Source organism: Novilysobacter antarcticus, assembly GCF_019802285.1.
Taxonomy (GTDB): Bacteria; Pseudomonadota; Gammaproteobacteria; order Xanthomonadales; family Xanthomonadaceae; genus Novilysobacter; species Novilysobacter antarcticus.
In genome coordinates this window covers 470,948-497,566 of sequence record NZ_JAIEUJ010000001.1, presented here as the reverse complement: position 1 = coordinate 497,566, position 26,619 = coordinate 470,948, and the positions used below count along the sequence as shown (strand labels likewise).

The 26,619-nt window shown below is 62.4% G+C and carries 23 protein-coding genes; 11 read left to right on the top strand and 12 right to left on the bottom strand.

Features of this window, described 5'->3' with window-relative positions; genetic code table 11:
• Positions 1 to 91 precede the first annotated feature (91 nt).
• The 4 genes from KZ491_RS02355 to KZ491_RS02340 all read right to left on the bottom strand — a co-directional run bounded on the left by KZ491_RS02355 (position 92) and on the right by KZ491_RS02340 (position 3,763).
• Positions 92 to 1,534, bottom strand: a complete 1,443-nt coding sequence (locus KZ491_RS02355; protein WP_222564244.1) for a UdgX family uracil-DNA binding protein — start codon at positions 1,532 to 1,534, stop codon at positions 92 to 94.
• An 11-nt stretch (positions 1,535 to 1,545) separates the two neighbouring features.
• The gene (locus tag KZ491_RS02350) at positions 1,546 to 2,805 is read right to left on the bottom strand and encodes a putative DNA modification/repair radical SAM protein (RefSeq protein WP_222564243.1); all 1,260 of its coding nucleotides are present in this window, start codon (positions 2,803 to 2,805) and stop codon (positions 1,546 to 1,548) included.
• A gap of 117 nt (positions 2,806 to 2,922) precedes the next feature.
• Positions 2,923 to 3,333: a DUF480 domain-containing protein gene (locus tag KZ491_RS02345; protein ID WP_281421639.1), complete on the bottom strand. Its 411-nt coding sequence runs from the start codon at positions 3,331 to 3,333 to the stop codon at positions 2,923 to 2,925.
• Between the two features lie 79 nt (positions 3,334 to 3,412).
• On the bottom strand, positions 3,413 to 3,763 hold the full coding sequence (locus tag KZ491_RS02340) for a carboxymuconolactone decarboxylase family protein (protein ID WP_222564241.1): 351 nt from the start codon (positions 3,761 to 3,763) through the stop codon (positions 3,413 to 3,415).
• Positions 3,764 to 3,912: 149 nt separating this feature from the next.
• Between KZ491_RS02340 and KZ491_RS02335 the strand changes: the two genes are divergently transcribed.
• From KZ491_RS02335 to KZ491_RS02295, 9 genes are all read left to right on the top strand, one after another.
• Positions 3,913 to 4,197 carry a DUF427 domain-containing protein gene (locus tag KZ491_RS02335; protein ID WP_222564240.1) on the top strand — a complete coding sequence of 95 codons (285 nt, stop codon included), beginning with the start codon at positions 3,913 to 3,915 and terminating at the stop codon, positions 4,195 to 4,197.
• A gap of 75 nt (positions 4,198 to 4,272) precedes the next feature.
• Complete coding sequence (locus tag KZ491_RS02330) at positions 4,273 to 5,079, top strand: N-formylglutamate amidohydrolase (protein ID WP_222564239.1); 807 nt, start codon at positions 4,273 to 4,275, stop codon at positions 5,077 to 5,079.
• Positions 5,076 to 6,977, top strand: a complete 1,902-nt coding sequence (locus KZ491_RS02325) for a peptidase MATCAP family protein (RefSeq protein ID WP_222564238.1) — start codon at positions 5,076 to 5,078, stop codon at positions 6,975 to 6,977. Before KZ491_RS02330 ends, KZ491_RS02325 begins: the two co-directional genes overlap by 4 nt.
• Complete coding sequence (locus tag KZ491_RS02320) at positions 6,971 to 8,023, top strand: glutathione synthetase (RefSeq protein WP_222564237.1); 1,053 nt, start codon at positions 6,971 to 6,973, stop codon at positions 8,021 to 8,023. Before KZ491_RS02325 ends, KZ491_RS02320 begins: the two co-directional genes overlap by 7 nt.
• A 161-nt stretch (positions 8,024 to 8,184) precedes the next feature.
• On the top strand, positions 8,185 to 10,728 hold the full coding sequence (locus KZ491_RS02315; RefSeq protein ID WP_246606460.1) for a type VI secretion system Vgr family protein: 2,544 nt from the start codon (positions 8,185 to 8,187) through the stop codon (positions 10,726 to 10,728).
• Between the two features lie 36 nt (positions 10,729 to 10,764).
• Positions 10,765 to 13,725, top strand: coding sequence for a calcium-binding protein (locus KZ491_RS02310; RefSeq protein WP_222564236.1), 2,961 nt, complete (start codon positions 10,765 to 10,767; stop codon positions 13,723 to 13,725).
• On the top strand, positions 13,722 to 14,474 hold the full coding sequence (locus tag KZ491_RS02305; RefSeq protein ID WP_222564235.1) for a hypothetical protein: 753 nt from the start codon (positions 13,722 to 13,724) through the stop codon (positions 14,472 to 14,474). The genes KZ491_RS02310 and KZ491_RS02305 overlap by 4 nt, the downstream gene beginning before the upstream one ends.
• 261 nt (positions 14,475 to 14,735) lie before the next feature.
• Entirely contained in the window at positions 14,736 to 15,575 is an 840-nt protein-coding gene (locus tag KZ491_RS02300; protein WP_222564710.1) for a restriction endonuclease, read from the top strand.
• 37 nt (positions 15,576 to 15,612) lie between these two features.
• Positions 15,613 to 16,341, top strand: a complete 729-nt coding sequence (locus KZ491_RS02295) for an SIMPL domain-containing protein (protein WP_222564234.1) — start codon at positions 15,613 to 15,615, stop codon at positions 16,339 to 16,341.
• 127 nt (positions 16,342 to 16,468) lie between these two features.
• Here the strand turns inward: KZ491_RS02295 and yghX are convergent, their stop codons facing one another.
• Together yghX and KZ491_RS02285 are read right to left on the bottom strand one after the other, a co-directional pair.
• On the bottom strand, positions 16,469 to 17,356 hold the full coding sequence (yghX, locus tag KZ491_RS02290) for a YghX family hydrolase (protein WP_222564233.1): 888 nt from the start codon (positions 17,354 to 17,356) through the stop codon (positions 16,469 to 16,471).
• A 94-nt stretch (positions 17,357 to 17,450) separates the two neighbouring features.
• A complete protein-coding gene (locus KZ491_RS02285; RefSeq protein WP_222564232.1) occupies positions 17,451 to 17,981 on the bottom strand; it encodes a DsrE family protein in 531 nt (176 codons plus the stop codon).
• Between the two features lie 123 nt (positions 17,982 to 18,104).
• On the opposite strand from KZ491_RS02285, the gene KZ491_RS02280 reads away from it, so the two are divergent.
• Positions 18,105 to 18,287, top strand: a complete 183-nt coding sequence (locus KZ491_RS02280) for a hypothetical protein (protein WP_222564231.1) — start codon at positions 18,105 to 18,107, stop codon at positions 18,285 to 18,287.
• Here KZ491_RS02280 and KZ491_RS02275 read toward each other — a convergent pair.
• Positions 18,268 to 20,085: a serine hydrolase domain-containing protein gene (locus KZ491_RS02275; protein ID WP_222564230.1), complete on the bottom strand. Its 1,818-nt coding sequence runs from the start codon at positions 20,083 to 20,085 to the stop codon at positions 18,268 to 18,270. The genes KZ491_RS02280 and KZ491_RS02275 overlap by 20 nt on opposite strands.
• A gap of 32 nt (positions 20,086 to 20,117) precedes the next feature.
• Here KZ491_RS02275 and KZ491_RS02270 point away from each other — a divergent pair, with 32 nt between their 5' ends.
• A complete protein-coding gene (locus KZ491_RS02270; RefSeq protein WP_222564229.1) occupies positions 20,118 to 20,285 on the top strand; it encodes a hypothetical protein in 168 nt (55 codons plus the stop codon).
• Between the two features lie 13 nt (positions 20,286 to 20,298).
• Here the strand turns inward: KZ491_RS02270 and KZ491_RS02265 are convergent, their stop codons facing one another.
• The 5 genes from KZ491_RS02265 to KZ491_RS02245 form a co-directional block, all read right to left on the bottom strand.
• Positions 20,299 to 20,682, bottom strand: a complete 384-nt coding sequence (locus KZ491_RS02265) for a hypothetical protein (RefSeq protein ID WP_222564228.1) — start codon at positions 20,680 to 20,682, stop codon at positions 20,299 to 20,301.
• Positions 20,683 to 20,838: 156 nt separating this feature from the next.
• Positions 20,839 to 21,726 (bottom strand): nuclease-related domain-containing protein, encoded by an 888-nt coding sequence (locus KZ491_RS02260; protein WP_222564227.1) that lies wholly within the window; start codon positions 21,724 to 21,726, stop codon positions 20,839 to 20,841.
• Positions 21,727 to 21,734: 8 nt separating this feature from the next.
• Positions 21,735 to 23,744 carry a DUF2075 domain-containing protein gene (locus KZ491_RS02255; RefSeq protein WP_222564226.1) on the bottom strand — a complete coding sequence of 670 codons (2,010 nt, stop codon included), beginning with the start codon at positions 23,742 to 23,744 and terminating at the stop codon, positions 21,735 to 21,737.
• Positions 23,745 to 24,173: 429 nt separating this feature from the next.
• Positions 24,174 to 25,340 carry a hypothetical protein gene (locus tag KZ491_RS02250; protein WP_222564225.1) on the bottom strand — a complete coding sequence of 389 codons (1,167 nt, stop codon included), beginning with the start codon at positions 25,338 to 25,340 and terminating at the stop codon, positions 24,174 to 24,176.
• A gap of 6 nt (positions 25,341 to 25,346) precedes the next feature.
• Positions 25,347 to 26,615, bottom strand: a complete 1,269-nt coding sequence (locus KZ491_RS02245) for a hypothetical protein (RefSeq protein ID WP_222564224.1) — start codon at positions 26,613 to 26,615, stop codon at positions 25,347 to 25,349.
• Positions 26,616 to 26,619: the final 4 nt, after the last annotated feature.

Here is a 26,619-nt window from a genome sequence, read left to right as displayed (position 1 = left end):
CAGGCAGTCATCGGACCGGACAGGGATTGCGGTTGGGCCATTTGATTGCGCCACTATAAAAACCTTCGATTCGATCCCTGACGATACCTATTTACTGCGATCTGACATTCACTCGCGTCGGTTCATTGACCCCCGACGAAACCGCAGCAAGGTCCGCGACCAGTACACGGTAAGCGGACTCCCGCGCCGCTGCAGGCTGACGGAGCACCCACGCCGGATGCACGGTGGCCATCGCCCGCACGCCGTTGCCCAGCGTGTGCCAGCGTCCGCGCTCCTGCGTGTGCTTGAAGCCCGTACCGAAAACCGCCGACGCCGCGGTCGCGCCCAGACACACAACCGTGTCCGGTCGCACGGTCGCCAGCTCTCGCTGCAGCCACGTGTGGCAGGCGCGCACGTGGCCCGAGTCCGGCCGCTTGTGCAATCGCACCTTGCCACGCTGTTCGAATCGGAAATGCTTGACGGCGTTGGTCAGATACGCCGCCGCCCGGTCGATGCCGGCGTCGGCGAACGCACGGTCGAGCAGCGCCCCGGCGGGGCCGACAAACGGCCGGCCGGTCAGGTCCTCGGCGTCTCCGGGCTGTTCACCGATGAACATCAAGCGCGCGTCCTCCGGCCCCTCGCCCCAGACCGTCTGGGTGGCCGGCTCCCACAACGGGCAGCGACGGCAGTCGGCTGCCTGTGCACGCGCTGCCACCAGTCCGCCCGTGTCGACCGGCGACGGCGCGGTGTGACGCGCGGGAATTTTGCGGCGCGGCGCCTGCGCCTCGCGTTCGGCCATGTCGCGCACACGGCTGCCAGCCTCGCGCATCAGTGAGGGCAGCAGCGCGGCCTCGGGCAGCCCCTTCCAGTATTTCTGCGGCATCTCCTGCCGCATCATCGTCGGGTTGAGGCGGGCCGGGTTGAAGATGTTGGCGTAGTAGGTGCGCCACAGGTCCTCGCGCGCGTCGTCGGCAGGTGCGTCGGCGCGTACCCCGCCGGGACCGAACGTCAAGACCGCGCCGTCCCAGCGCACGCTGCGGTAGGGCGTGAGGATCGCCCAGCGCATCCCTGCAAAGCGTTTGGCGAAGAACGGCGCGACCCGATCAAGGATCCAGTGGTCGGGCTCGAACCACGCCACGTAGGCCTCCTCGCCCTCTTCGATCTGCCGAAAGCGCACAAATGCTTTCATCTTGTGGCTGTCGCGGCGCACCGCGGCGGCCAGCGTAGAGGCGGCCACCACGTCCGGATCGGTGGCGCGATCCAACAGGCGGCGCTCACCCTTCACGATCCGCCACAGCAACCGGTACAGCAGGCCATGGCGGCCTGTGTCGCGGTGGCACAGCACGGCGCTGGCCAGGTCCATAAACCGCGCCGGTACGAGCAGCTGGGCGCCGGCTTCCGGTGCGTCCGGCAGCGGCGCGCCCAGTGCCAGCCCCTGCTGCGCGTCGCCGTCCCACTGCAGGTCTTCAGGCGCGACGCCAATGGCAAGTGCGGCGCGCGCCCGTCCCCGCCACGCGTCCAGACTCCAGCCCGGCTCCACCTGAGTGCGATACATGGCTGCGCCGCTCAGCCGAACAGTCCGCCCTGCACAGGCGGAGGGGCGAGTCGCGCACGCAGGCGCACCGGGTCATCCAATTGGCCGCGGGGATGATGGTCTAGCAACTGCACGAACGGCAGCACCCGGGCGATGGGCGCACGCAGCCGCGCCAGATCCGCCACGCGCAGGCCGCCGCTGCGGCGCGACTGCACGATCCGACCCACATTCCTCGTGCCCAGCCCCGGCACCCGGAGCAACATCTCGCGTGGGGCGTGGTTGATGTCCACCGGGAATTGCTCCGGGTGACGCAACGCCCAAGCCAGCTTGGGGTCGATGTCCAGGTCGAGCATCCCGCTGCCGGCCGCATTGCTGCCACCCGGCGGCGCGATCTCGTCGACCTCGAACCCGTAGAAGCGCAGCAGCCAGTCGGCCTGGTAGAGGCGGTGCTCGCGGGCCAGCGGCGGCGGGACCAGCGGCAGCCGCGATGACGCGTCCGGAATCGGGCAGAACGCGGAGTAGTACACCCGCCGCAATTGGTAGTTGCCGTAGAGGTTGGCGCTGGACTGCAGCACGCTGCGGTCGTCGGCGTCGTCCGCGCCGATGATCATCTGCGTGCTCTGTCCTGCTGGCGCGAAGCGCGGCGGCTTGGCCGATCCGCGCCGCACCGCCTTGCGCGCCGCCTTGCCTTCCTCGATCCGCCAGCGGAGCTCGCCCATCGCGCCGCGGATCTTGCCCAGGTTCTTCTCCGGCGCCAGCGCGTCCAGACCGGCCTGGGTGGGCAGCTCAACGTTGATGCTGAGCCGGTCCGCGTAGCGACCGGCCGCCGCCAGCAGCTCGGGCGCGGCGTCGGGGATGGTCTTGAGATGGATGTAGCCACCGAAGCGGTGGTCCTCGCGCAGGCTGCGGGCCACCTCCACCAGCTGCTCCATGGTGTAGTCGCCGCTGCGGATGATGCCGCTGGAGAGGAACAGGCCTTCGATGTAGTTGCGCTTGTAGAAATCCAGCGTCAGCCGCACCACCTCGTCGGTGGTGAAGCGCGCGCGCCGGACGTTGCTGGACACGCGGTTGACGCAGTACACGCAGTCGAAGATGCAGAAGTTGGTCAGCAGGATCTTCAGCAGCGACACGCAGCGGCCGTCGGGTGTGTACGAATGACAAATGCCCATGCCACCGGTGCTGCCAATCCCGCCCGTCTTGAGCGAATCCCGCTTGGCTGCACCGCTGGACGCGCACGACGCATCGTATTTGGCCGCATCGGCGAGCACGGCGAGCTTCTCGGTCACGTTCATCGCGCGAGAATCGCGGGTTTCCGTCTCACCGTGTGAGACAACCTGTGAACCGTTCAGCCAGTGGATCTCCGGCTATCCCACTCCACTGCTGTCAGCCGATCACCTGATCCTGTTTCCTTAGATCGCTTCGTCGCCTTTTGCAGTCGCACCCAACAGCCGCTCGATCTGCTCGCGCAGGTCGGCCACGCCTGCTTCCAGCGCAGACACGCGTGCTGCCAACGGCGGCGCTGCCGAGTCGCCAGCGGCAGTGGGCTCCCGCGCGATAATCGCATCCACGTCTACCGGCCCGCAAAGCAGATGAGCAAAGCGCTCCTCGCGCTGGCGCTGCCCGCGTGGCAGCTCCACGATCAGCGCGGGCTGGCGTTGCGCCATCCGATCCAGTTGATGGCGCAGTTCCTCCACATCAGCGAAGGCCTGCAACCGTTCGCTGCGGACCATCAGCTCTGAAGCCGTCTGCGGCCCGCGCAGCAGCAGCAAGGCGAGCAAGGCCACCTGCTGCCGTGTCAGCCCGAAGTGCGCCGGAACCAGATGTGTTCATAGGGAATCCAGTTCAGCAAGGCGCCTGATTCGGCACGGGTCTATCGGGCTCAACGAACGCTTACGCTGGTCAGATGTTTCCCCCGAATTCCTCCCACGCCCGCACGGAATCGGCTGCATACATCAGCGATGGACCGCCACCCATGTAAACCGCCACCGCGAGTGTCTCGGTCAGCTGCTTATAGCTGGCCCCAAGGCGCACCAGTGCCTTCACATGAAAACCGATGCAGCCATCGCAACGGGTGGCGACGCCGATCGCCAGCGCCATCAGTTCCTTGTCAATCGCCGATAGCACGCCCGGCTCCATTGCCGCCTTGGACATCGCCGAAAATCCGTCCATCGTGCCGGTCTCAGCCGTGCGCAAGGTTCCGACCGCCTTACCGAGATCCTGGGTTATTTGCTTGAAGGACTTGCTGGACATGTGAGCGCTCCGGATAAATGAGTGGCAGTAGAGTGTAGGGAAAACGTCATTGAACGACGGAACGCACGCGTGCGGTCGACACCCTCGCAGCTTGACGCCGCTTTACGATCCAACGTCGCACGCTCCACTGCTATAGAGAGAGCCATGCCATGACGACCGCCACCTGGCACGACACCGTTCTTGCGCGCAGCGACGACACCGTCGTGGTCGAGAAGAACCACTACTTCCCGAACGATGCACTGTTGCGCGAGCACTTCCGCCCCTCCGACCACACCACCACCTGCCCGTGGAAAGGCACCGCGCACTACTTCGACGTGGTGGTCGGCGACGCTGTCAACGCGAATGCGGCCTGGTACTACCCGGAGCCCAAACAAGCGGCCGAGGAGATCCGTGGTCGGGTGGCATTCTGGAAGGGCGTGCAGGTCAAAAAATAGCCAGCCGACCAGCAACGATGGGGTGTCCCTGTCGCATACACGTTTTGGCCACGCACCTTCGGCCAAGGTGCCGCGATGGAAAAATTCGAACAGCCCACCCCACCCTGGTGGATCGTCCAACGTGGCGACGATCCGATCATTGCCACCGCGATCCACGACGGCCACGGACTCGGCGCGCAGGCGTCCGCTGCGATGTCGCTCGACGACCCTGGTCGCCTGCGCGAAGAGGACCCGCACACCGGGCAGGCGATCGTCGACATCCCGACCCACGTCATTGCGATGCGGTCGCGGTTCGAGGCCGACCTCAACCGCGGCCTCGATACGGCGGTGTACATGGATCCGAGCCAGTCGTGGGGCCTGCACGTCTGGCAGACACCGCCGGCCGGTGAGCTGCTGCGTGGCATGCACGATTACCACCGCGGCTTCTACCGGATGATGGGCGAAATGCTGGACAGCGTGGTCGCCCGTCACGGCCGCTTCGTGCTGCTCGACGTGCACAGCTACAACCACCGCCGCGACGGCGCCGATGCACCGCCGACACCGCAAGAAGATGCGCCGGACGTGAACATCGGCACCTTCTCGATGCCGCGTGACCATTGGGCGTTCCTCCTCGACCCGTTGATCCAGTCAATGAGCGCGTTCGACTTCAACGGCCGACGGTTGGACGTCCGCGAGAACATCGCCTTCCAGGGCAAGGGCGAACTGGCGCGCTTCGTGCACGAACGCTACCCGGAGTCGGGCTGCGCGATCGCACTGGAATTCAAGAAGTTCTACATGGACGAGTGGACCGGCCGCCCTTATCAGGACGAGCTTGCGGCGATGCGTGCGTTCATCAACCATGCCGCCGCGCAGGCGCGCACCTTGCTGGCAGGTGCGGCTTGAACGACGACGTGCCGGTGCAGCAGCCACCCTCGCCCGACCTCGGTGGCGAGCACGCCCATCGCCGTAAGTTGGCGGACGGCGGCCGCGTGCACATCGACCGGCCCCTGCCCTTCCTGCTGCTGGCCGGGCATCCGGATGAGCCCTTCAGCCTGGCCCGGCGCGTCGCCTCGATCAGCGCGGCCAGCGTGATCTGGCCCCAGGCGGGCGGCGAGCTGGCGGCGGCAGGCGCGGCCGCCGAAGTGACGCTGCTGCTCGACCATCTGGGCGATGCCTATCCGAAATTTCTGGTGATCGTGCTGCACGACCTGCCACGCGACCTCAGCCTGCACGAGGAAAGCCCGCGACTGGAACCGTTCCAGTTCGTGCTGGCCGCCAGCCGCGATCGTGCCGCGCAGGATGTCGTGGAAACCCTCGAGTCCGCTTTGTCGGAACTGGAGATCGACCTGCGCGTGCCCGAGCTCTGCACGGAGACCCTCCCGCCATTGTCGCCCGCGCTGGCCGCGGCGCTGGACGGGCGCGAGGGGATTTCGGTGCTCTCACTCGGCATCCCACAGATCCACCGCATTCCCGGCGACCCGCGTCGTATCTATCCGCAGATCTACCACCAGGTCGAGAGCGCGATCCACGATGCACTGCTGCAGGCAGCCGCCCACTTCGTCGAGCTGACGGCGCACGAGGGCGACGTGGGCGAACGCCCGCACCACCGCTCGCTCGGCCGCCGGCGCTTCGTCAAAGCGGCGAAGCGTGCCGACCGGGCGCTGGCGAACATCAGTGCCTCCTTCGATTTCCTCCTCGGCATCTCGCCGATCAACACCGTGGAGGCCTACGAGGCGTTCGAGGCAGACCAGCGACGCAAGGCGCCGGAATTCCACTACCGCCCGCTGCCCATCAATCCCGACACCGTTAAGCGTCGCCTGTACGCCATCGACCTGCGCGCGGTCGAAGACCCGGTGCTCGAACAGTTGTTTGACGAGAAACGGCATGAGCTGGACCAGCAGCTGATGATGCTGCAACGGCGCAATACCCCCGCGTTCCGCCATGTGTCGCTGCTCCAGTACGGCGGGGTCGAGCCGGAACTGCTGGAAGTGGCGAACACGCTGCTGGCGGCGTTCGCGCCCGGCAGCGAGCACAGCGGCGAGTACGTTGATGCCGCCGGTGTCCAGGCCGCCGCCGAGCGGATCCTCGCGCGGTACACCCAACGCACACCGGCGTTCGCCATCGCGGAGACCTGCCTGCGCGCGGACACCGGTCCCGGACTGATGGTGTCCGGGCGTTCGCTGCTGATCTCCACCGCTACCAGCGTGCCAAGCGTTCGCGTGGATCCTTTATTGCAGCACGAGATCAGCGTGCATGTGCTCACCTGGATCAACGGCTGCCAGCAGGGGCTGGGCATTTTCGGCGCCGGGCTGGCCGGCTACGAGGGCCTGCAGGAAGGGCTGGGCGTGTTCGCCGAGTTCATCGTTGGTGGCCTGACCGTGGCGCGGCTGCGCCTGCTAGCGGCTCGGGTCCTGGTGGTCCACGCGATGCTCGACGGTGCCGATTTCATTACCTGCCATCGCCTGCTGCAGGCGGAGCACGGCTTCTCCAGCCGGGGCGCCTTCAACATCGTTGCGCGCATCTTCCGTTCCGGCGGCCTGACCAAGGACGCGATCTACCTGCGCGGGTTCCGGCAGGTGCTGCAACGCGTCGCCGACGGCCTGTCTCTCGACCCCCTGTGGTACGGGAAGATCGCCGAACACCATGTGCCGGTGGTGGAAGAACTGGAAGCGCGCGGCATGTTGCGCCCGCCTGTTGCCACCCCCGAATTCCTCGACCGTCCCGACGCCAAGGCCAGGTTGGCCCGCCTGCGCGAGGGGCACTCTTTCATTGACCTGCTAAAGGAACCATCAACGTGCTGATTGCCTTCTACGTCAACTCGATCGAAGACGAATACCCGCGCTACACCACCACCGTGCTCGCGCACGAGGCCTCGCGCCGCGGGCACGACGTCTGCTACATCACCCCCGGCGATTTCGTGCTCAACCCCGAAGACACCCTGCAGGTGCACGCGCGCAGGATTCCGGCCGGCAAGGGCAAGACACGCAGCCGCGACGAGTTCTTCAAGGCGCTCAAGAGCGCCGGCAAGAAGAGCACCCTGATCAACATCGATGAGCTCGACGTTCTGATGATGCGCAGCGATCCGTCCAACGACGCCGTCGATCGCCCCTGGGCGGAGAAGATCGGCATCCAGTTCGGCCAGCGTGCCGCCCATGCCGGCGTGCTGGTGCTAAACGACCCGGACACGCTGTCGCAGGCGATCAACAAGCTGTACTTCCAGTCCTTCCCGCGCGAAGTGCGCGCCAAGACCCTGATCTGCCGCAACTCCGGCGACATCAAGGCCTTCGCCAAGGCCAACGGCGGCAAGGTGGTGCTCAAGCCGTTGCAGGGCTCCGGAGGCCAGGGCGTGTTCGTGCTCGATTCCAAGTCGGCCGGCAACCTCAACCAGATGGTCGAAGCGATCGAGCGCGACGGCTACATCATTGCCCAGAGCGTGGTGCCCGAAGCCGACAAGGGCGATATCCGCATGTTCATCATGAACGGCTATCCGCTGCAGATCGACGGCAAATACGCGGCGATGAGGCGCGTCGGTGCCGAGGACGACGTGCGCAGCAACATCCACGCCGGCGGCACTGCCAAGGCGGTCAAGATCACCGACCGCGAACTGCGCCTGGCCGAACTGATCCGCCCCAAGCTGCAGGCCGACGGCATGTTCCTGGTGGGCATCGACATCATCGGCGACACCATTCTGGAAGTGAACGTGTTCTCCCCCGGAAATCTGTTCAGCTGCAGCGAGATGGCCGGCGTGAACTTCGCCGCGAAAATTATCGAATCGATCGAACGCAAGCTGGAGATCCGCGACGAGTACCCGGGGCACTTCACCAACTCGGCGTTGGCGGTGATGTAGGGAATGGAGGCGGTCGGGAACCGTCAGGACATAGACCGCGACGCAAAACGGGGAGGCGTCGCGTCTGCCCCCCGACTGCGGCCCGTCGTGGACGGTGCTAATCTTCCGGCCAGTAACGGTGCGATCGCAGCGCCGCCTCAACAAGCAAGTGGATGCTACCTATGGATATGGATATCCAGTCTGTCGCCCGTGCGCTGGCCCGGGTCTCGCAGGACCAGCGCCTGATCGAGCTGTCCACGGCGCTGCCGGATGCGCTCGTCGTGGAGCGCTTCGAAGGCCGTGAGGCCGTCTGCGACGATTTCGTCTTCAACGTGGACTGCCTGTCCACCGATGCATTTCTTGATACACGTGCCCTACTGGGCAACCCGATGGCGCTGCGCCTTCGTCGGGCCGATGGCGGTCTGCGCCACTGGCACGGCCACTGCACCCGCGTCGTCGCACTGGGCAGCGACGGCGGCCTGGCCCGCTACCGGCTGGTGATGGAGCCGTGGACCACCTTCCTGAAGCTGCGCCGCAACGCGCTGGTGTTCCAGGACCTGGATGCGCTGGGCGTGCTGGAACGCGTGCTGGACGACTACCCGCAAGCGGCACTGCGCGTCGACGCCACCCAGTCCCTGCCGGTCTATCCCATCACCACCCAGTACCGCGAGAGCGACCACCAGTTCGTGTTCCGTCTGCTGGCCGATGCCGGGCTGGCGTGGCGGTTCGAGCATGCGCAGGAAGCCGAAGGCGGCGTCACCCTGGTGGTCTTCGATCGCGATGCGAGCGTGCCGGAGGCGATCGAGTCCACGCTGCGCTTCCACCGCAGCGACGCGACCGAATCGACCGACGCGATCCAGCGCTTCAGCGAGCAGCGCCAGGTCACCGCCAGCGTCGTGGGTACCGCCAGCTGGCAGCCCGAGCAGGTCGAGGCGGTGGCGGCCGTCGCCACCGGCGCTCCGGCCGGACCGAACGCTCCCGCGCTTGAATGCTTCCGCGCCCCACGCAGCGGCCGCTTTGCCGCTCGCAGCGACGCCGACCAGCACGCGGCCCTGCAACTGGACGCGATGCGCCTGCCGCAGCGCCTGCATGCCGGCGCCGGCAGCGCCCGCAGCATGGCGTCGGGCTTTGCCTTCACCCTGAGCCGGCACCCCGACCTGTCCGGGCAGGCGTTCGTGCCGCTGGTCATCGAACACCGCGCCGCCAACAATCTGGACAGCGGCATCGTTGAACTGCTGGATACGGCCGGCGGGATCGAACGCGGCAACTACCGCAACCGGTTTCTCGCCGTCACCGCCGAGACCCCGGTGGTACCTGTCGACCGCTTCAAGCCCACCGCGTCCGGGATGCAGACTGCGACCGTGGTCGGCCTGCCCGAATCCGCCGTGACCTCCACTCGCGACCATCAGGTGCGGATCCAGTTCCCGTGGCAGCGCGGCGCGGTGCCCAACCCCGGCGGGCTCGCCGAGACTGGATCCAGTGCCAACCCGGAGGGCCACGCGCCCGGCAACGACACCAGCGGCACCTGGGTGCGCGTGGCCGAGTGGATGGCCGGCGCCAACTGGGGCAGCCACGCCCTACCCCGCGTCGGCAGCGAGGTGCTGGTCGAGTTCCTGCACGGCGACATCGACCAGCCCGTCATCACCGGCCAGCTCTACAACGGCAACGTAGCCCCACCGTTCGCGTTGGCCGATGCGAGCAACCACCCCGGGACCCTGAGCGGCCTGCACACGCAAAGCCTGGATGGCGGTGATAGCCAACAGTGGGTGATCGACGACGCCCCCGGCCAACTGCGCCAGCGCCTGCACACCAGCCTGGCCGACAGCCGGCTGGAGCTCGGCTACCTGATCGACCACGACAACGCCCGCCGCAGCGGCCTGCGAGGGTCGGGCTTCGATCTGGCCACGCTGGGCTGGGCCAACGTGCGCGCCGGTCAGGGGGTGCTCTTATCGACCACTGTCCGCACTGAAGGCGCCTCCACCCAGATGGACGTGGCCGAGGCGGTCGCCCAGCTCAAGGGCGCGCAGCGCACCGCGCAGGCGCTGGATGACGCGGTCGGCGTGGCGCAGGTCGCGCCGCTGAGCGCCAATGAGCGCCAGACCGAGATGCTCGCCGCAGTTGACCCGGAACAGGACGGCCACTACAGCGGCGCCGTCAACGGCCAGTCCGCCACCAAGCCTGCCGGCGGCGAGCGCGACGGCGGTGACCCCGTGGAGCGCTTGGCCACCCCGCTGCTGTTCTTGGAAAGCCCCGACGCCATCGCTCTGGCCACACCCAAGAGTGCACTGGCGCACGCCGGCGGCAGCGTCCATCTCACCAGTCAGCAGGACACCCACATCGCCGCCGGCCAGACCGTGGCCGGCGTGGCCGGTGGTCAAGTCGCCCTGTTCGCCCACCGAGGTCCGATCAAGGCCATCGCCGCCGACGGCCCGGTCAGTCTGCAAGCACACACCGGAAAGCTGGAAGTGCTGGCCGACCAGTCGGTCACCATCACCGCGAGTGATGAGCGCATCGACGTGCTGGCGAAGGAGAAGATCGTCCTGCAGGCCGGGCAGACGAAGATCACCCTGGAGGGAGGCGACATCACGTTCGCCTGCCCGGGCGAGTTCCGGGTGAAAGCTGGGCAAGTGCCGTTCAAGGGCGGGGCGAGTGGCGATGTTCAGCTTTCATTGCCGGACGGACTATTGAAACTTGAGCCCGATCGGATGCCAGATTTTTCTGGTTAACACACACGTACAACAGATTTAGACAAGGACGTCTACATGGCCGACCAAACCCAGACACCGCCTCCGCTGAAAAAGTTCGTTTATCCATTCCGGGTGGCGTCGACTGGAGGCAAAGCGGGTTCAGCGGCGACCGAAGTGGTCGACCCACAGACCTATTACAGCGCGCTGGCCAGTGCGGAAGACGGGTTCTACCCGATCGGTGCCAACGGACAGTGGCACGGTGGGGTCCACTTCGGCAGCCAGACCGGCGCCACGCTGGCGCAGGATGAGGGTATCCGCTGCATCGCCGACGGCGAGGTGATCGCCTACCGCATCGACGGCACCTATCCCAAGGTCGCTTACGACAGCTGCGGCGAGGCGACCTACTCGACCGGCTTCGCGCTGGTCCGCCACAGGCTGCAGTTGCCGCCGGCTTCGAAGACGACGGAAAGTGCGCCTATTGAAGTCACCGGCTCCGGCGCAGCGTCGACGAACGAGGCGAAGGAGCCTTCGCTGACTTTTTACAGCCTGTACATGCACCTTCACCACTGGAAGGGCTACCAGGACGATGCGAAGAAGCCGCGTCCGGCCTATTGGGGCGATACGGTGTATGAGGTCGCGGAATCGGCCGCCGATGCCGACCGGTTCAGGAACCCGCATATCCCCGAAGGGGGAATCGGCCTGAACCTGCGCGACGCGGACGGCAAGATCGCCGGGTTTGCCCCGCGCGGCGTCAAGCTCCGGCTCGGCGATCAGGGCAATAAAGCAGGCTACTACGCCGTGACCGGGGTCGAGAGCGGTGAAGTGGTACCTGCCGGGCTGACCGGTGCGTATGCGTACAAAAAGGAACTCACCGAGACGCCAGTCGATCCAACTCCCAACCAGGTGGTCGTCCTCGACACCCCGTTTGCGGTCAAGGCTGGCGACCTGATGGGCCTTCTTGGCCAGTATCAACGTCACGTCGATACCAACCCGCTTGGGTCCAGCTGCAGCAAAAGACCTCTCGTGCAACTGGACGTATTCAGCGGCGATGATGTCGAGGGCTTCATCGCCAAGAGTCGCGAGCGCGCCAAACTGCTGGACGAGAAGCACAAAACTCTGCTGCTCATCGAGGCCGGCGCGACACTCGCGTCGCCAGCCAAGGCGGACCAGCAGATCGTCGCGAATGACGGCATTACATTGGACACCACGTCACCGAAAACGGGCGCTTGGGCGAAGGTACGCAAAGGCCCCATGGAAGTGGTCGGCAAGGACAGCTTGAGTGGCTACGACAAGGCCACCCGGACCTACGGGAACGGCAGCGTGCTCTCGCGCATCCTGGATGCCGACGGCAATGCGATTGCACTGGACGCCTACAATGCCCTGACGGACAAGTCTGCCTACACCCGGCGCGAGGTGATGGTGCCAACCGGGGATCCGGTGTGGGTGCAGCGTTCAATGCTCGACGACCGTCCGCTTATCACCGGTCGCACGATGGATGCCTGGAGCCGTTTCCCGCTCCAGGCCGGCGACACGACGGGTCCGCGGGCCGCCTGGCCGAGAGTCGTGCCGCTCAAGAATCTGGAAATGACCGCTGTGGAAGCGGATGGCACGCGCTGGTGGCAAGTGGATGTCGGCACCGCCGAAGGCAGCGGCCGCAGCGGCTGGGCGCGGGAAAAGGACCAGACCAAGGTCACACTATGTACTCCCTGGGACTGGCCCGGGTTCGAACTGGTCAAAGCCGATGACACACCACCGGCAACGTTCTACGCGAACCATGTTGCCAAACAGCCCCGGACCCCGAAGGATGAGCAGGGAACGCTGGCCGCGCAGGGCGCCAGCGCCGAAAGTGCGCCGCTGTTCCAAAGTCTCTACGACGTCATTGATGTGGACGGTGACAAGAAGCTCACGGCCACCGAGATCCGTAAGGCACTCAAACAACCGTGGCTGGCGCAAGCGATCTCCCGCCTGATCACCCGCTACGACAGCGAGTGGGCCGGCCCAATGGACAAGTGGGATGCCATCGACCCGCTGGTCCCGGAGCCGCGCAAGGCCGACTGGGTGCAGGAGAAGAAGAGGATCGAGTCGCTGCTTTGGTGGGATAAAATTGAGGACCTGGATTATGTCGCAGCCTATCATTTTCATTCTGTAGGCCTGATCACGAATTTCCTGAAGAAGACCGAATGCGCATGCGGCTCCTGTCTAGGCAATATCTTCAGTTCGACGCGCTACGGAAAGCAGTATGGCCCAGTTTATTGGGGCACCACTAAACTCGCAGACTACGCCGATTGGGAAAGCCTCATTATATCGGGAAGTGTCACCCCAAACGAACGCGAAATTCTGGTGGCAATGTCCGAGAACGAAGGAAAGATGGATGCCATCCAGTCCTACGACAGCGAAGTTCTGACAGCTGGCGCAATGCAGAAGACGATCAATCCGCTCGGAGCAGGTGAATTTCCCATACAGGTATATGAGTTCCAACAAGAGCATCCGGACCTCTACCAATCCCTGTTTGCCGAGTGTGGGTGGGAGGTGAAAATCGTAGCCGGTAAGAAGCATCTCTACTACGATGGAAAGACTGGGGGCACGCTCAAACGTATACTTCGTGATGGCTTTGACCAAAACAGTTTTAAGAGTAGAAATAAATCAAGCTCCAAACCCTTAGCGGCGATTGTTCACGCCATAAGTACCGATGAGTATAAAGCCAAGCAGGTTATAGACTTCGTAAAACGCCTGCGCTCTGCCAATTCGCTATCGCCAAACGGATATGCCGGCCACATCATAAGTAACTATATCCACTCGAATTTAGGGAAGGCGGTGGTTCTTGATCACCATGTAAACCGCCCTGGTTATGTTGCGCGGGATTTCGGAGCTGCGTTGACAGTTTTTTTTGCGAAGCACCCGACTGCTCCCGCAGACCCCTCAGCTTGGGGTAAAAGCCACGTAAAGTATGAGTCCACCTTGCTTGACATCTATGGCAACTCGCGCGTGATGACCGACGCATCTTCACGATACCGCAGCTTGAAATCAAAACTATGAATCAAATCCATTTTCTTATTATGGCTTTTGCCCTATGCGCCTGTGATGGCAATAGAGTAAACGCATACGATCGAGCTGAGATATCGAGGTCTACCGCTCCGCCTACAAGCAAGGAAGCGCCGACCGCGACTTCGGAAGGCCCAGCAATATCGAACTCGATTCGACCATCCCCTAAAATAGCTCTATCCTACGCTGAACCGACAAAACACAATCGTTTCTTATCGGTCACACTCTTACGTGACGAGATAGCTATTCGGGTCTTCTCCTCGGAAGAAGACGTAGGCGGTGCGTTCGAGATTGAAACGCCAATAAGACTTTCGCCAGATAAGCGCTTTCTTTATCTCACCCAAATCGAATCGGCCGAGTTGGAGACGCCACAAGGCACCCTAACGGAAGATCGCGCCTATTGCAGCCTAATTGAGACAAAAAGCGGCTGCATTGCGGCACGGGAGACTGGGGAGTTCTGTGCCGGGCAGTTCGCGGGGAACAATAAATGGGACAACTCGATTTATCCGGAATTCGATATAATGGCCGGCAGCGCCAAGGCTGAAGACTACGTTAGCGGAAAACGTACGCCTTTTGACTCCGCTGAAAACTCAATCGAAAACTTACTGGCGTGTGATCCAATTACGCACAATAATATCGACGCCTATAGGTCGATCATTAATGAGAGGCTTTTCACACTGGATCGCGCTCAACTACAAGCACTAACTAACAAGATTCAGCAACTCGATTCAGAGATAAATTAACGCATAATGCGGCAGGACGTATCCGCTGGCGAAGATGTCGAAGATTTCACGCAGAGTCGCGAGCCGCGGGACAAGTGCTTGCATGATCACTTGGCAGCTCTGGGCCTGAACGCCCGTTCCTGAGTTTCGTGCGGCCGTTTCTGCCGTGCATCCAGCCAGAAAGATAGTGGGACGAGCATCGGCATGGCAGTCAGGCGAGCGTATACCGGCCAGGACTAATCCGCTCGGGCAGCGCTACCATTCGCCTAAAAACGGGGAGCGATAATGAGACGTCGGAGAAAAAGCGGCTTGGACGAGGTCGCGTCATGGCCGTGGCAAATGGGGATTCTGGCGGGCATCGTCGCATTCCTGCTCATCCGCTACGGTATCGGGGCATGGCTCTCGACGACCGGAGGTCCGCTGCTCGGACCCGTCGGGCAGCAGATCGGCGGCATCACCGCCCCCTTCGCATGGATCGTGATGCTCGCCTGCTGGCTCGCCGCGGCGGTGTCGTGGGGCAATGCGAGAAAGCGACGCAGCCTGCATGACACCCGCAGCGACCTCGACAGCTTGGCTGACATCTCATGGCGCGAGTTCGAGATGCTGGTCGGCGAGTCGTTCCGTCGACAGGGCTATGAGGTGCTTGAGACTGGCCTGGGTGGCAAGGATGGGGGCATCGATCTGGTCGTGTCCAAAGGCGGCCGACGCCAACTGGTGCAATGCAAACAATGGAAGCGCCGTCAGGTCGGTGTCGCAACGGTCCGCGAAATGTGGGGCCTGGTCGACCACCATGTGGCAGATGCCGTGCACATCGTCAGCCTCGGGGATTTCACCGCCGACGCGGCGCGCTTTGCTGCCGGGAAGCCCATCCATCTGATCACTGGACGCGAGCTGCTGGACCGGATCCGTGCTGCCCAGACGGCCGCTGGCGCGGCACCGGCAGCCGAACCGCGAGCGGTACCGGCACCGGCATCGCAACCATCGACTCCGGCTGAAGATGCCCCTTTCTGCCCGGCCTGCGCAGGTGCAATGCGCCGGCGCCATAACGGCCGAACGCGCGAACCCTTCTGGGGCTGCGCGCGATATCCACATTGCAAGGGCACGATGCCAGCCTCATTCTGACCCGCACTCAAGCCACGACCCGCATCAGCCCCCATAAATGGAACTCACCATGCGCAAACGGATGTTCGCCGCAGCCCTCCCGCTCGTCCTTGCCTCCACTTTGGCGTTGGCTGGCACCCCATTGCCAGATGGGCCCCACGTTGTCGTGCAGGGCGAAGGAAAGGTCAGCGTGGCGCCGGATTCGGCGATCGTCACCATGGTGGCGCGGCATCGCGCCGCGAGCCCCAGCGAGGCCAAGCGCGTGGTCGATCGCGCGGTGAATGCACTCCTGAAGGCAGCTCCGGTATTCGACGTAGCAACCGATGAGATCAGTGCTTCAGACCTCGCGCTGCGCGAGAACATCGACTACGACGACAACGACCGTCCCCTGCCGGTAGCCCACGTCGCCAGCCGCGAATTGAAGGTCAAGCTCGACGACCCCGATAAACTGAGCGCCTACATGGACGCGGCCCTGGCGGCAGGGTTCACAGAGATCTCGGACGTCAGCTTCAAATCCAGCAAAGAAGCGAGCTTGCGCGAACAAGCGCGCGCCCACGCCGTCGCCCAAGCCAGGGAAAGCGCAAACGGACTGGCGACCACGTTCGGAGGAAAGCTGGGCGCTGTCTACAGCATCAACAGCGTCAATTCGTCGCAGGCTCACGGGTACGGAAACACGACACTGGACAGCATCCAGGTCACCGGAGCGCGCATGGACAGTGGGCGCTACCTGCAACCGAGCATCGACTTCACGGAGCGAGTGGCGGCAGTTTTCGAGATCTCGCGCTGAGGTCATCAGCGGCGATTGCCTATCCCGATCGCCGGGCATGAAGACCGCAAACTGGTACGACACCGTTGCCGCACGCATCGACGTGAACCTGAACCCCTGCTTCGATTTCCTCGATGACCGTCGCGCGTTACGCCAGATATTTCTCGAACCAGCCCAGCGTCCTCTCCCAAGCCAACTTGGCCGCGGCTTCGTCGTAGCGCGGCGTCGAATCGTTGTGGAAGCCATGCTGGGTGCCGGGGTAGATGTAGGCTTCGTAGGTCTTGTGGTTGGCCTTCAGCGCGGCCTCGTAGGCGGGCCAGCCCGCATTGACCCGCTCATCGTTTTCCGCGTAGTGGAGCAACAGCGGCGCCTTGATCGCCGGCACTTCTTCCGCGCGCGGCTGGCGGCCGTAAAACGGCACGGCAGCGGCCAACTCCGGGTAGGCCACGGCTGCCGCATTGGCCACGCCGCCGCCGTAGCAGAACCCGGTAATGCCCACCTTGCCGGTGGTGCGTCCATCCGCCAGAAGGTATTCGATGGCGGCAAAGAAGTCGTTCATCAACTTGGTGGGATCCACCTTGGCCTGCAGCTCGCGGCCCTTCTCGTCGTTGCCCGGGTACCCGCCGACCGAACTCAGCCCATCCGGGGCCAGCGCGATGTAACCGGCTTTGGCCAAGCGTCGGGCCACGTCTTCGATGTACGGGTTCAGTCCGCGGTTTTCGTGCACCACCACTACGCCCGGTAGCGCGCCCTTGGCGTTGGCCGACTTGACCAGGTAGCCACGCACCTGGCCGTGGCCCTGCGGCGAGGGGTAGCGGATGTACTCGGCGACGATGTCCGGGTCGGTCAACTCCACTTGGGTGGCCATCGCGTAATTGGGGCTCAGTGCGGCCAGGATGGTCGTAGCCGACATCCCGGCCACCGCGAACCCGGCAGCTCCCTGGAGGAACTGGCGTCGGTCGATGCGGCCATGCACGTAGCCGTCATACAGCTCCAGCAGCTCGGGGGCGAAATCCTTGGCAGTCAGGCGGTTCATGGGCGGCTCCAGCGGAGGGTGGACGTGCCGAACATAGCAAGCCGGCCGTTACAAAGGCACGGTGACCCCGTCCCCGCGCGTTTTTGAGCCCAACTCAGAATGGATTTAGCGTATAGCCGGCTTGCTGCAACTGAGCATGCGCAGTCATCGCCGAGAGTGCCATGGTGACGCCGGGCAGCAGGTCGTCCACGCTGATGTCGCGGGCGACAGCGGTCTGGCCGCATAGCTGGATGCTCACGCCGGCCTCTTGGAGTGCCGCGATCAGGCCGGCATTGGGATTGGCGCTGCCGAACTTCGCATCGCGCGTCAGATCACTGGCCGCGCCGCCGTGAACGACGATGGCGAGCTTCAGATTTTCTTTCGGCACGCCGGCCGCGACGTGCATGTTGATGAAGCGTGCCGCGCTTTCCAGCTGTCGATTGATTTTCCCAGGCTCTGCCGCAGTGGCCACGTCAAAGGCGACTTGGAAGCGTGCACTCGCGTCAATCGGCGGCGCCGAAGGCACGGCGGCGACATTGCCGTATTCCTTGATTACCGGACCGACCTTGAAGTCTTGCTGCCCGGCCCATGCGCTGGGCGCCAGCAGGACCGAAAGGAACATGTAGAAAAAACGTCGGTGTTTCATAGCGTGTCTCCATCGAGGGCCATAAGCAGATCACGAGACTGCGTCACACAGCTTGCACCCCGCTGCTCCCTGGGGAAACTGGCGTCGAGCTTCGATGCCAAGTCGGCCGGCAACCTCAACCAGATGGTCGAAGCCATCGAGCGCGACGGCTACATCATTGCCCAGGCCGTGGTGCCCGAGGCCAACAAGCGCGACATCCGCATGTTCATCATGAACGGCTATCCGCTGCAGATTGACGGCATGTTCCTCGTCGGCATCGACATCATCGGCGACACCATCCTACGAGTCAGACCCACATCCGCATAGGCATCAGCCCCCAAACCGCGAGCACGAAAACCCATTGCAGCACCGCGAGCAGCGCCGCGGCATCCAACGCACGTGGCCGCGGCGCCTGCGCATGTACTCCCAGACCGAACAGCATGGCGAGCGGCAGCGCTGCAGTGACCACGGCCAATACGATGCTTGCCGTCGTCGGGTCACCGAGTTGAAGAAACGATTGGCGCAGAAACAACGGCACCGGCAGCACAAGAGCGGCCACCCCGATCAGCGGCACGCGCAACGGGTCGGAACGCCACGGCTGGCGCCGCAGTAGCCGCACGCCCCCCAGAACGAGCACGTACAGTAAGCCGAGCATCCCGGCGATCAGGCTCGTCCAAAGCGCCCCCAGCCAGACTGCGGAAACTTGCTGATAGCTCTGATGGTCGTTCGCGATCACCTTCGACCCGTGATCTGCCGTCAGCAGAACATGCGAGGCCAATACCCGATCCGGTTGGCGGAACAACTGGCCGCCGAGCGGCTTGAGCACCATCGGTTGCGCCTGCAGTGTGCGTACGCGCAGGCCGTCACCATCGCGCGAGACGTGGATGAATCCGAACAGCGTGTCGACCCACTCGAACGTGGCGAAACGGTTCGGGGCAAGGATGTAAAAGCCCTCCCATTCGCCAGGATCCAGCGACGACGCCACAACCGGCATGGGTCGGGTTCGCACGTCAAGCGCATCCATGATCATTCCGCGCAGGCGCGCGTAATCCGCACTTTCGACATCTGCGTTGAACGCGACAAAAAATGCACGGCGCTGGTCTGGAAACACACACAGCATCGCGCGAAAACCCACCGTGTCGCCGCCGTGGCACAAGCCCACCGTGCCATGACGGTCGCGCAATGCGAGGCCGAGCGCGTAGCCGACTTCCAACCCTGCATGCGACGCTTCGGTCCCCGCCGCTTGCCCGCGCGACCTCATCATCGCCGGATCGATGAACGATTTGCCACCCAGCGCCCCATCACTCATCAGGAACTGCGCGAAGCGGGCCATGTCGGCGGCAGTCGTCGTGAACTGTCCCGACGGGCGCAGGAACATCGGCACAGCATCCTGGGTCGCACCGTCCTCGAAGTGACCCACGGCGAGACGCGCATCCGCATTTGGGCCTGTCTGCGAAACGAACCCGAAAGTACTGTCATGCATACCGAGCGGTCGCAGCAGCTGGTCGTCGAGCCAACGCTCGTAGGGTTGATCCGTGACAGCTTCAATCACCCGGCCAAGCAGCGCATAGCCGGCGTTGGAATACGAAAAGCGGCTGCCCGGTTTGCTCCGAACCCGCAGCGGACGCTTGTCATCTTCGAATGCGGTGGATAGCGGTGTGTCCGGTGTCGCTCGCCGACTGAACATCTGCCACAACCGCAGGTCATCGAGGCCAGCGGTGTGGTCCAGCAGGTGGCGGACCAGAACCGGATCAGTCGCCTCCCACGGATTATTGAACGCGACCGCGGGCAGCACGCTCGACACAGGTGCGTCCAGATCGATCCGGCCTTCAGTTGCCAGATGCATCAAGCCCGTCGCCAGTACGGTCTTGGCGATCGAGCCAACCTGCACGCGGTCGTCGGCACGCATCGGCCGTGCTGTGCGCGCATTGGCGAACCCGGCCGCGTCGACAGATGCCGCGCCGTCATCATCGACCGTCGCCCACACAGCACCAACCAGGCCTTCTTCTTGGAGCGCACGCGCGATGTCAGCCCGCGGTGGCGCGGCCAGTACCAGCGTGGGTATCAGCAGCATCACGAGCGCAAAGCTCATCGGCGCGCGCAGGTATCGCAATAGACTTGGCATTTAGATGCATCCTTGCAGTAGTCGGTAGCGCCGTGTTGGTCGGCACCGACATCATCGGCGACACCATCCTGGAAGCGAACGTGTTCTCCCCCGGAAATCTCTTCAGCTGCAGCGAGATGGCTGGCGTTAACTTTGCCGCGAAAATTCGCGAGTCGATCGAACTTTTACACGTTATGGCCAAAAGGAAGCGCGGGGAGTGAAGCGCCGCACGGCCTAAGCATCACAATTTGGCGACAGGGTTACATCCCACCGCCCCCTCGCCGCCTGCATGCGTGCCACCAGCGTGTGCAACGAACCGCCGTGCGGCAGGCTGAGTTCCTGCGAGGTCGCCGGTCGCAAGCACACAAACTCGTGAAACGCGTGGTCGAGATCCGACGGCCCCTCGCCTACCGACTCCCAGTGCTCCGGGCACAGGACCGGGACGCCCACTTGCTCCGCTACGAACTGATCGCCCCACTCCAAGCACTCGCGCACGTTAGCGTCGGCGTCCGGCGTGTAGCCGGTCAGTAGCAGCGCGCCGTAGCTCTTGAAGTTGCCGGCATCGCGGTAGAGGTATTCGAACATGCTGTGGTGTTCGCGTTGCTGCTGGTTGGTCATGGCGTTCTTCCTAAGCTCGCGGAAGAAACTATCGGACAGCTGTCGCGCTACCTGCGACTGGTCAGCACAAACAGGTGCGCCGCTTTCCTGCAGGGTTTTTGTGGCCAGCGCGCCGCTGACGACTCGGGCGCTGCAGCACAACAGGATGACGAAGGACTACGACTCCATCTGCGGATAACGCTCGGTCAGCACATGCGCGATCCGTTTGCGCATGGCGGGAGACATGGGCGGCCCGAAACTCCGGCTCATCATGAAGCTGGAGTTATGGCAGTTGCTCACCAGCACGTCGGGACGTTGGACCCGACTTTGGACGTACCAACCCGGCAGCGCCACCAGCGGGATCACCCGGACCGGCTCACCCACCCCGCTGCCGAGAAATTTTTCCAGCCATTGCGCTTGGCGGTGAGCTTGCTCGATCGGCTTGGTCTCGACATGGCTTGGGAACTTGAGCCGCGCGCCGTCGTAGTCCACGCGCGCCGAATCCTTGCCCCCCCCACGAGGCTTACGCCGGGACTTCGTTTCGATCGCGAACACGGCTCCGCCACCGATGACGATGTGGTCGATGTTGAACTTGTCGCCGGGGAAGTCGTGGTAGATCAGCGCGCCATCAGCCATCAAGGGCATTAGCGCCTGGGCCACTGCGAGCTCCGCAGCACGACCGTCCAAATAATTGCGACGCTCGCGTAGGTGCCTTATCAGCCCAACCACAGCCCACACGAACGCCCCGATCCCCACCACTGCAAAAAGTGCATCGCCCTTACCGAACTGCATTGCTGTCCAGTCATCCACTACGCGATCCATACGCGCGAGTAGCCATGCAGATAGCACCACAGGGCCGACCAACATCAAGATCCCTGCCTTCTCGTAATACCCCTCGTCATGCTTTTCGATCCCGCGAAGCAAGCTCTCGCCGGGAAGGTTTAGCACTTTGAAGGTCAACGGCGAACGACGCTTATCGCGTCGGAGAAAGCGCCACACCAGCATCACCCCAAGCCCCATCACGACGGGTGCTAGGAGCGCAACAAACAGGATTAAATTCGTCAAAGCTAGCCTCAACTCAGATTTGGCAAGCCGATGCCCTGCAGCATCGTATAAAGCGGGTCATAGAATTCTGGAGCACGGGTCGGGTCGTGCGCATCCCCATGGGGAACCACCAGCACAGTCCCTTGTCGAGCCCGCGTCAACAGTACTCGGTACGCATTGAGCAGATATTGGCGCCGCTCATCTTTCAGCACGCGCTTCCAGCGATCGCCAACGAAGCCGTAGTAGCCCCACTCCCCGTCCGCATAGCGAAGGTCGCCATCCCAAACGACACACGTCCAGTCGAGCTCCAGCCCCTGCACCTGAAATTCAGTCGCCACGTCCTCCAAGTAGTACGAGGAGCGCGTGTCAGCCTTGTCGGCCAAGAACCAGTGCACCGGATCGACCGGCACGCGCACGTCGATTGCGTGGGGCTTCAGCCGCAGCGCCTGTGAAGAGACGACCATCCCGTAGCGCTCGCTACCCCGGGCTTTAGTTCGCAGCCAAGATTTCGCGGCGCTGAGGTCCCGAGTCAGCATGATGGGGAAGCGCTCGGTGACCTCCTGCAACATCCCCTGCGCACCATCGGTGTCTAGATCCAGCAAGCGGTTGACGAACTCGGAGACACGCTCGGAACGGAACGATCGAATCGATGCAGTGAGGTGCAGTGATGTCGACTCGTGCAACTTACCCCTCGCGCGAGTGGCGGCAAGCTCTTCACGCACTACGGCATCGCGCTGTTCTAGCGCGGGAGACACGAAGACCTCCCAATCCGGGAAGCGCCGGCTCAAGGACGCAAGCCATTCGCCGATTCCCGCTTCGCCCCGGTTGATCTCTTGCCCAGTTCCCACCAAACACACTACTACCGCCCAGTCGGGATGGCGTTCCAAGCAGGAGATCAGGAACTCCGGCTCGGACTGATCAAACCCGGCCATCCCACGCTTGCGCTGCATGAAGGACGCGGTCTGTTCGACATTCCATGCTCGCTGAGCCTCGTCGAAGATTGCGACGTGATCATGGGGTGGGCGATCGTCGGCCAGTCCGTGGTCGCGAAAGTGGTGGACCGCCTGCACGAACGTTTTCACCTGCCGTCGGGCGTCGCCGATCCGCAATTTTCTGCCCTCTTCTGCCTCCCGACGAACCTTGTCCCGGGCCAGTGCTTCATGGAGCACCTTCACCAGCGGCCCGTTACCGGAGAGATACACGGCGTGCAATTCGGACTCAGCATCAGTGCTATGCGTCGCCACATCCAAACCAACCAGGGTCTTCCCCGCCCCAGGAACGCCGGTGACAAAACAGACAGCTTTGCTCCCGCTGTTTCTTGCTTGCTGGATAACCCCTGCCAGAAAACCGGAGGTCTCTCCTAAGTTCGCCGCGTCATTGCGGGAAATGTCGGCAACTGAGTGCCGCGCATAGAGCGCCATCGCAGCCTCTACGATCGTAGGCGTCGGACGATAGCGGCCAGTCACCCACTGCTGCGGATCGATGACTTCACCGTCGGCAAATGCGAGCGACTGCTCGAGCGCGTAGGCAAGCGTGTCCGCGTTTACACGCACCGGTGCGTACAACCCATCGGCCGCGCTATCGGTCGCAACGCAAAGCTCGCCGGGCGGGGCATGCGTGGCGACCAGCACTGGAACCAGAGGCGCGTGATGGCTCGGCTCGTGGAAGTTCTTCAGATCAAGCGCGTAGTCCACGACCTGATCCAAATCCGCTGCCGAGAATTGCCGCGCACCGACCTTGAACTCGATGACGAACACCACGTGATCCAGCATCAACACCGCATCCACACGCCGACCCATACGCGGAATATCAAACTCGAGGAAAAGATGGCCGCGCGCACCGAACGGCTCTAGGGCCGCTTGCAAGACTTCGATCGTGCCCTGCCATGCGTGGACTTGAGTCTGATCTACATCGAACGACGAATTGCCGGTGAGATGACCGACCACCTCCTCCACGGAAGCCGCTAAGAAGCGGCCCACCGGTGCGCCGTAACCGAAGCGCCGGAATGAACCTACCGTCTGTATGTGCTGGCTTGTCATCGATCCCCCTATCGACGCCCAGGATAGCTCGCGAGCGCTTACGCGTCCGCCACCCAGCACCGGGACTGCGACTGGGACGGCGAGCAAGCCACGAACTGCCAGCGACTACCGCTGGCCAAGCCATGCGCACAACGCGCACGGCGTTGACGAGCCTCGGATCCACCCGCATCCCGCGTACTCCGCGCTTGGCGCCAGCGACGCGAAACGGAAGAAGGCTTACCAGCAACTATTCGACGGAGGCCTGTCCGACGACGACGCGAATGCATTGCGCCTGGCAACCAAACAACAGAAAAACTGGGGCAGCGAACGGCCCCGCTGCAGATCGAAGCGCTCGCCAAGCGCGAGCTCGAAGTTCGGCCACGCGGACGATCCAAGCTCGAGGAAAAATGTACCTGACCCCTATTTCGGATTCGGCCACGCCAGAAAAAACTATAGCAATTTTTTCTGAGTTTCTCCTCTTGGATCAACTTGAGGAGAGTCGCCGCAATCTTGCGTATCGGCGGAAGCAACTGGAACATTATCTGACTTAATGCGTGACGTAACCGCTACCGGATCCGATAAACCCAATTGGGGAGAAAACACACTTGTCCGGGCTACTTCAGTGAAATCGCACAGCAACCCGAGAAGCTGCTTTTCCTCAATCGACAACCCCAAAAGACCCGCCGAGTTGCTTGCATGGGCACGGCGCTCAAGATCCTTCGCCACCCTAAAAAGGCTTACCGATGGCGCGTCTGTGGCGAAAAATTCTGCAATGACCTCCGCGCGCACTGCAGAAAAAGCGCCATCTAATGCTCCCCTTGCTTGGGCAGCTATCACGCGACCGTTCTCTACTCGCGAGGAGATCACTTCCAGAACACTAGAAATACTAGCCTGGACTCGGCCCTCACCATTGTCGCCGTACTTCACACCGTTCATAATCGACTCGTATTTCTTCTCCGATGACTCGAAATTCAACGGGGCAACCGCAATATCCAAAGCAATACACGAGTAAGCCGACATAAGATACGCGCATCGCAAAGCCTGTTCGGAATGACGTGAGCGCGTCTTTAATTTTTGTGCAAAGAATTTAAAAGCGGCCACAGACTGATTAAAAGCCGCAAATCCTCCGCCACTGACAAGCGCTGTTTTGACGCTTTCTACAACTCCAAGCCAGTCGCCATCCTGTTTAACACCAGGGTACTTTCGAATATTGCTTGTGAATTCCTCCGCGGTCAATCTATCCGCGTCGCTGAAACTATTTTCCAAGCGCGCTATAAATGTCTTCGTAAGTAAGGAGACGTTCTGCTGACGAGCAAAGCGGGCAACTCGCAAGTCAGTATCAGTAGTCGCGACGAGCGCGCGGTCACACCCAAGTACAGACTGCATCCCTTTCGCCCAAATAATTCTTTCCATGGCCTTGGGAGAACGCTTATTTTTTACGTCGACGAGCGATCGAGTTCGCAACCCGCCTCCCTGACGCCAATATAACCAAACGTCCAGATCAGTTACTTCTCCGCCTTCGAACTGAAATGAAGCTCCACGCAAAGCAAAAAATCCCTGTTGGGAAAAATAACCACGGACAAGTTCTTCTAGGCTTGCACCCTTCTGATTAGCCATATCTCATCATCCTCCAGCGCGGAGCCGATCAAGCGCGTCAGTCATGAAAGTTAGGTCGCTGACAGAATTATGGAGGCGGGTCTTCATACGCACTTGGTGCGGACCCTCGAAGCGACTGGCAGGCGATCCATCAAGAAGCACAGCCTCTTCAGCCGCGCCACGTCCTCTGACAATGCTAAGTGCCATTTCGCCCACATCTCGCTTGAGCAGACGCATCGTATATCGCCCCGGGCCCCGTTCGGTAACCTTGACGACTTGTCGAGCCTCGAGTTCTCGATAGTCTTCCCCGATAGCTCTCACACCGTTCTTTCCGACTTCACGCCCCGCAATTAGAGCCCCTAGTAAAGCGGTAGGCATAGTAATTGCCCCCCTGTAATATCCGCTTCTTGTACGCCCATACGTCAGGGATGCGAGCAAAGCCTTAGCGTCATCGATAGGATCGTCTTCAAATGGTCGTCCGTACTTCTGGAAATCATTAGGCGATGCGACGTAACCGACAGCCTCCGTACTATTACTAACTTCCATCCGGTCAAAGTAACCGATGGAACTCAGCTTTCGGAAAAGATCAGCTCCGAGGATTTGCTCCACGTCGCGATCATACATTGCCCCATCCTTCCGCAATCGCTCTTGGACTTCGTGGAGGTTTGTCTGATCTACAGTTCCGAGCGCCTTAAGAACCTCCATAGCTTTAATGGCGTACCTGCCATCACGGAATGTGTTCGAGTTGAATAGAATAACCCTACCGCGATCTGCAACCTCATCGATCAAGGCCGTGTCTTTACATAAGCCAAGAAGTGATGTTGCGCGATCAATAGGAATTCGAAATTCATCGCCAATTTGTTCGATTGCATCGCCGGTCGCAATGGGTTGTGACGCTACCCTTTCCGAAAGCTCTATTACGGCTTTTTCCTCTCCTGTCGGGTTGGACTCCCCAAAGACGTCTGAGGTAAGTTCCAAGACGGCCATAGTAGTAGCGCCGAGTACCGATATTGCGCCATTTGCCGCAACGTCGATGCGACCCGCTGCTGACAAGATCTCGAGGCCACGCTCGCGGGTTGATCTGTCAATACCGCTCAACTGGCAAGCCCGAAGAACCGTTTCTCTGTCGATCGTCGGATTTGGGTCGTCGACAATATTTCGGCGAAGCAAGTTATACAGTCGGCCTATCTTCCCCGCATATGAAATATTTTCCAGTCGCGCCGCGCTGATACCTGAAACCGCATCCAAGCATTTTGATTGGGCCAGTAACCATGCCCCCTCAGTCTTCTTCTCCATTCCT

Excerpts from the sequence above, each read along its gene's own strand:
- KZ491_RS02355 (WP_222564244.1), bottom strand. The coding sequence starts at position 1,534 with ATGTATCGCACTCAGGTGGAGCCGGGCTGGAGTCTGGACGCGTGGCGG.
- KZ491_RS02350 (WP_222564243.1), bottom strand. The coding sequence starts at position 2,805 with ATGAACGTGACCGAGAAGCTCGCCGTGCTCGCCGATGCGGCCAAATAC.
- KZ491_RS02340 (WP_222564241.1), bottom strand. The coding sequence starts at position 3,763 with ATGTCCAGCAAGTCCTTCAAGCAAATAACCCAGGATCTCGGTAAGGCG.
- KZ491_RS02335 (WP_222564240.1), top strand. The coding sequence starts at position 3,913 with ATGACGACCGCCACCTGGCACGACACCGTTCTTGCGCGCAGCGACGAC.
- KZ491_RS02330 (WP_222564239.1), top strand. The coding sequence starts at position 4,273 with ATGGAAAAATTCGAACAGCCCACCCCACCCTGGTGGATCGTCCAACGT.
- KZ491_RS02315 (WP_246606460.1), top strand. The coding sequence starts at position 8,185 with ATGGATATGGATATCCAGTCTGTCGCCCGTGCGCTGGCCCGGGTCTCG.
- KZ491_RS02310 (WP_222564236.1), top strand. The coding sequence starts at position 10,765 with ATGGCCGACCAAACCCAGACACCGCCTCCGCTGAAAAAGTTCGTTTAT.
- KZ491_RS02305 (WP_222564235.1), top strand. The coding sequence starts at position 13,722 with ATGAATCAAATCCATTTTCTTATTATGGCTTTTGCCCTATGCGCCTGT.
- KZ491_RS02295 (WP_222564234.1), top strand. The coding sequence starts at position 15,613 with ATGGAACTCACCATGCGCAAACGGATGTTCGCCGCAGCCCTCCCGCTC.
- yghX (WP_222564233.1), bottom strand. The coding sequence starts at position 17,356 with ATGAACCGCCTGACTGCCAAGGATTTCGCCCCCGAGCTGCTGGAGCTG.
- KZ491_RS02285 (WP_222564232.1), bottom strand. The coding sequence starts at position 17,981 with ATGAAACACCGACGTTTTTTCTACATGTTCCTTTCGGTCCTGCTGGCG.
- KZ491_RS02280 (WP_222564231.1), top strand. The coding sequence starts at position 18,105 with ATGGTCGAAGCCATCGAGCGCGACGGCTACATCATTGCCCAGGCCGTG.
- KZ491_RS02275 (WP_222564230.1), bottom strand. The coding sequence starts at position 20,085 with ATGCCAAGTCTATTGCGATACCTGCGCGCGCCGATGAGCTTTGCGCTC.
- KZ491_RS02265 (WP_222564228.1), bottom strand. The coding sequence starts at position 20,682 with ATGACCAACCAGCAGCAACGCGAACACCACAGCATGTTCGAATACCTC.
- KZ491_RS02255 (WP_222564226.1), bottom strand. The coding sequence starts at position 23,744 with ATGACAAGCCAGCACATACAGACGGTAGGTTCATTCCGGCGCTTCGGT.
- KZ491_RS02250 (WP_222564225.1), bottom strand. The coding sequence starts at position 25,340 with ATGGCTAATCAGAAGGGTGCAAGCCTAGAAGAACTTGTCCGTGGTTAT.
- KZ491_RS02245 (WP_222564224.1), bottom strand. The coding sequence starts at position 26,615 with ATGGAGAAGAAGACTGAGGGGGCATGGTTACTGGCCCAATCAAAATGC.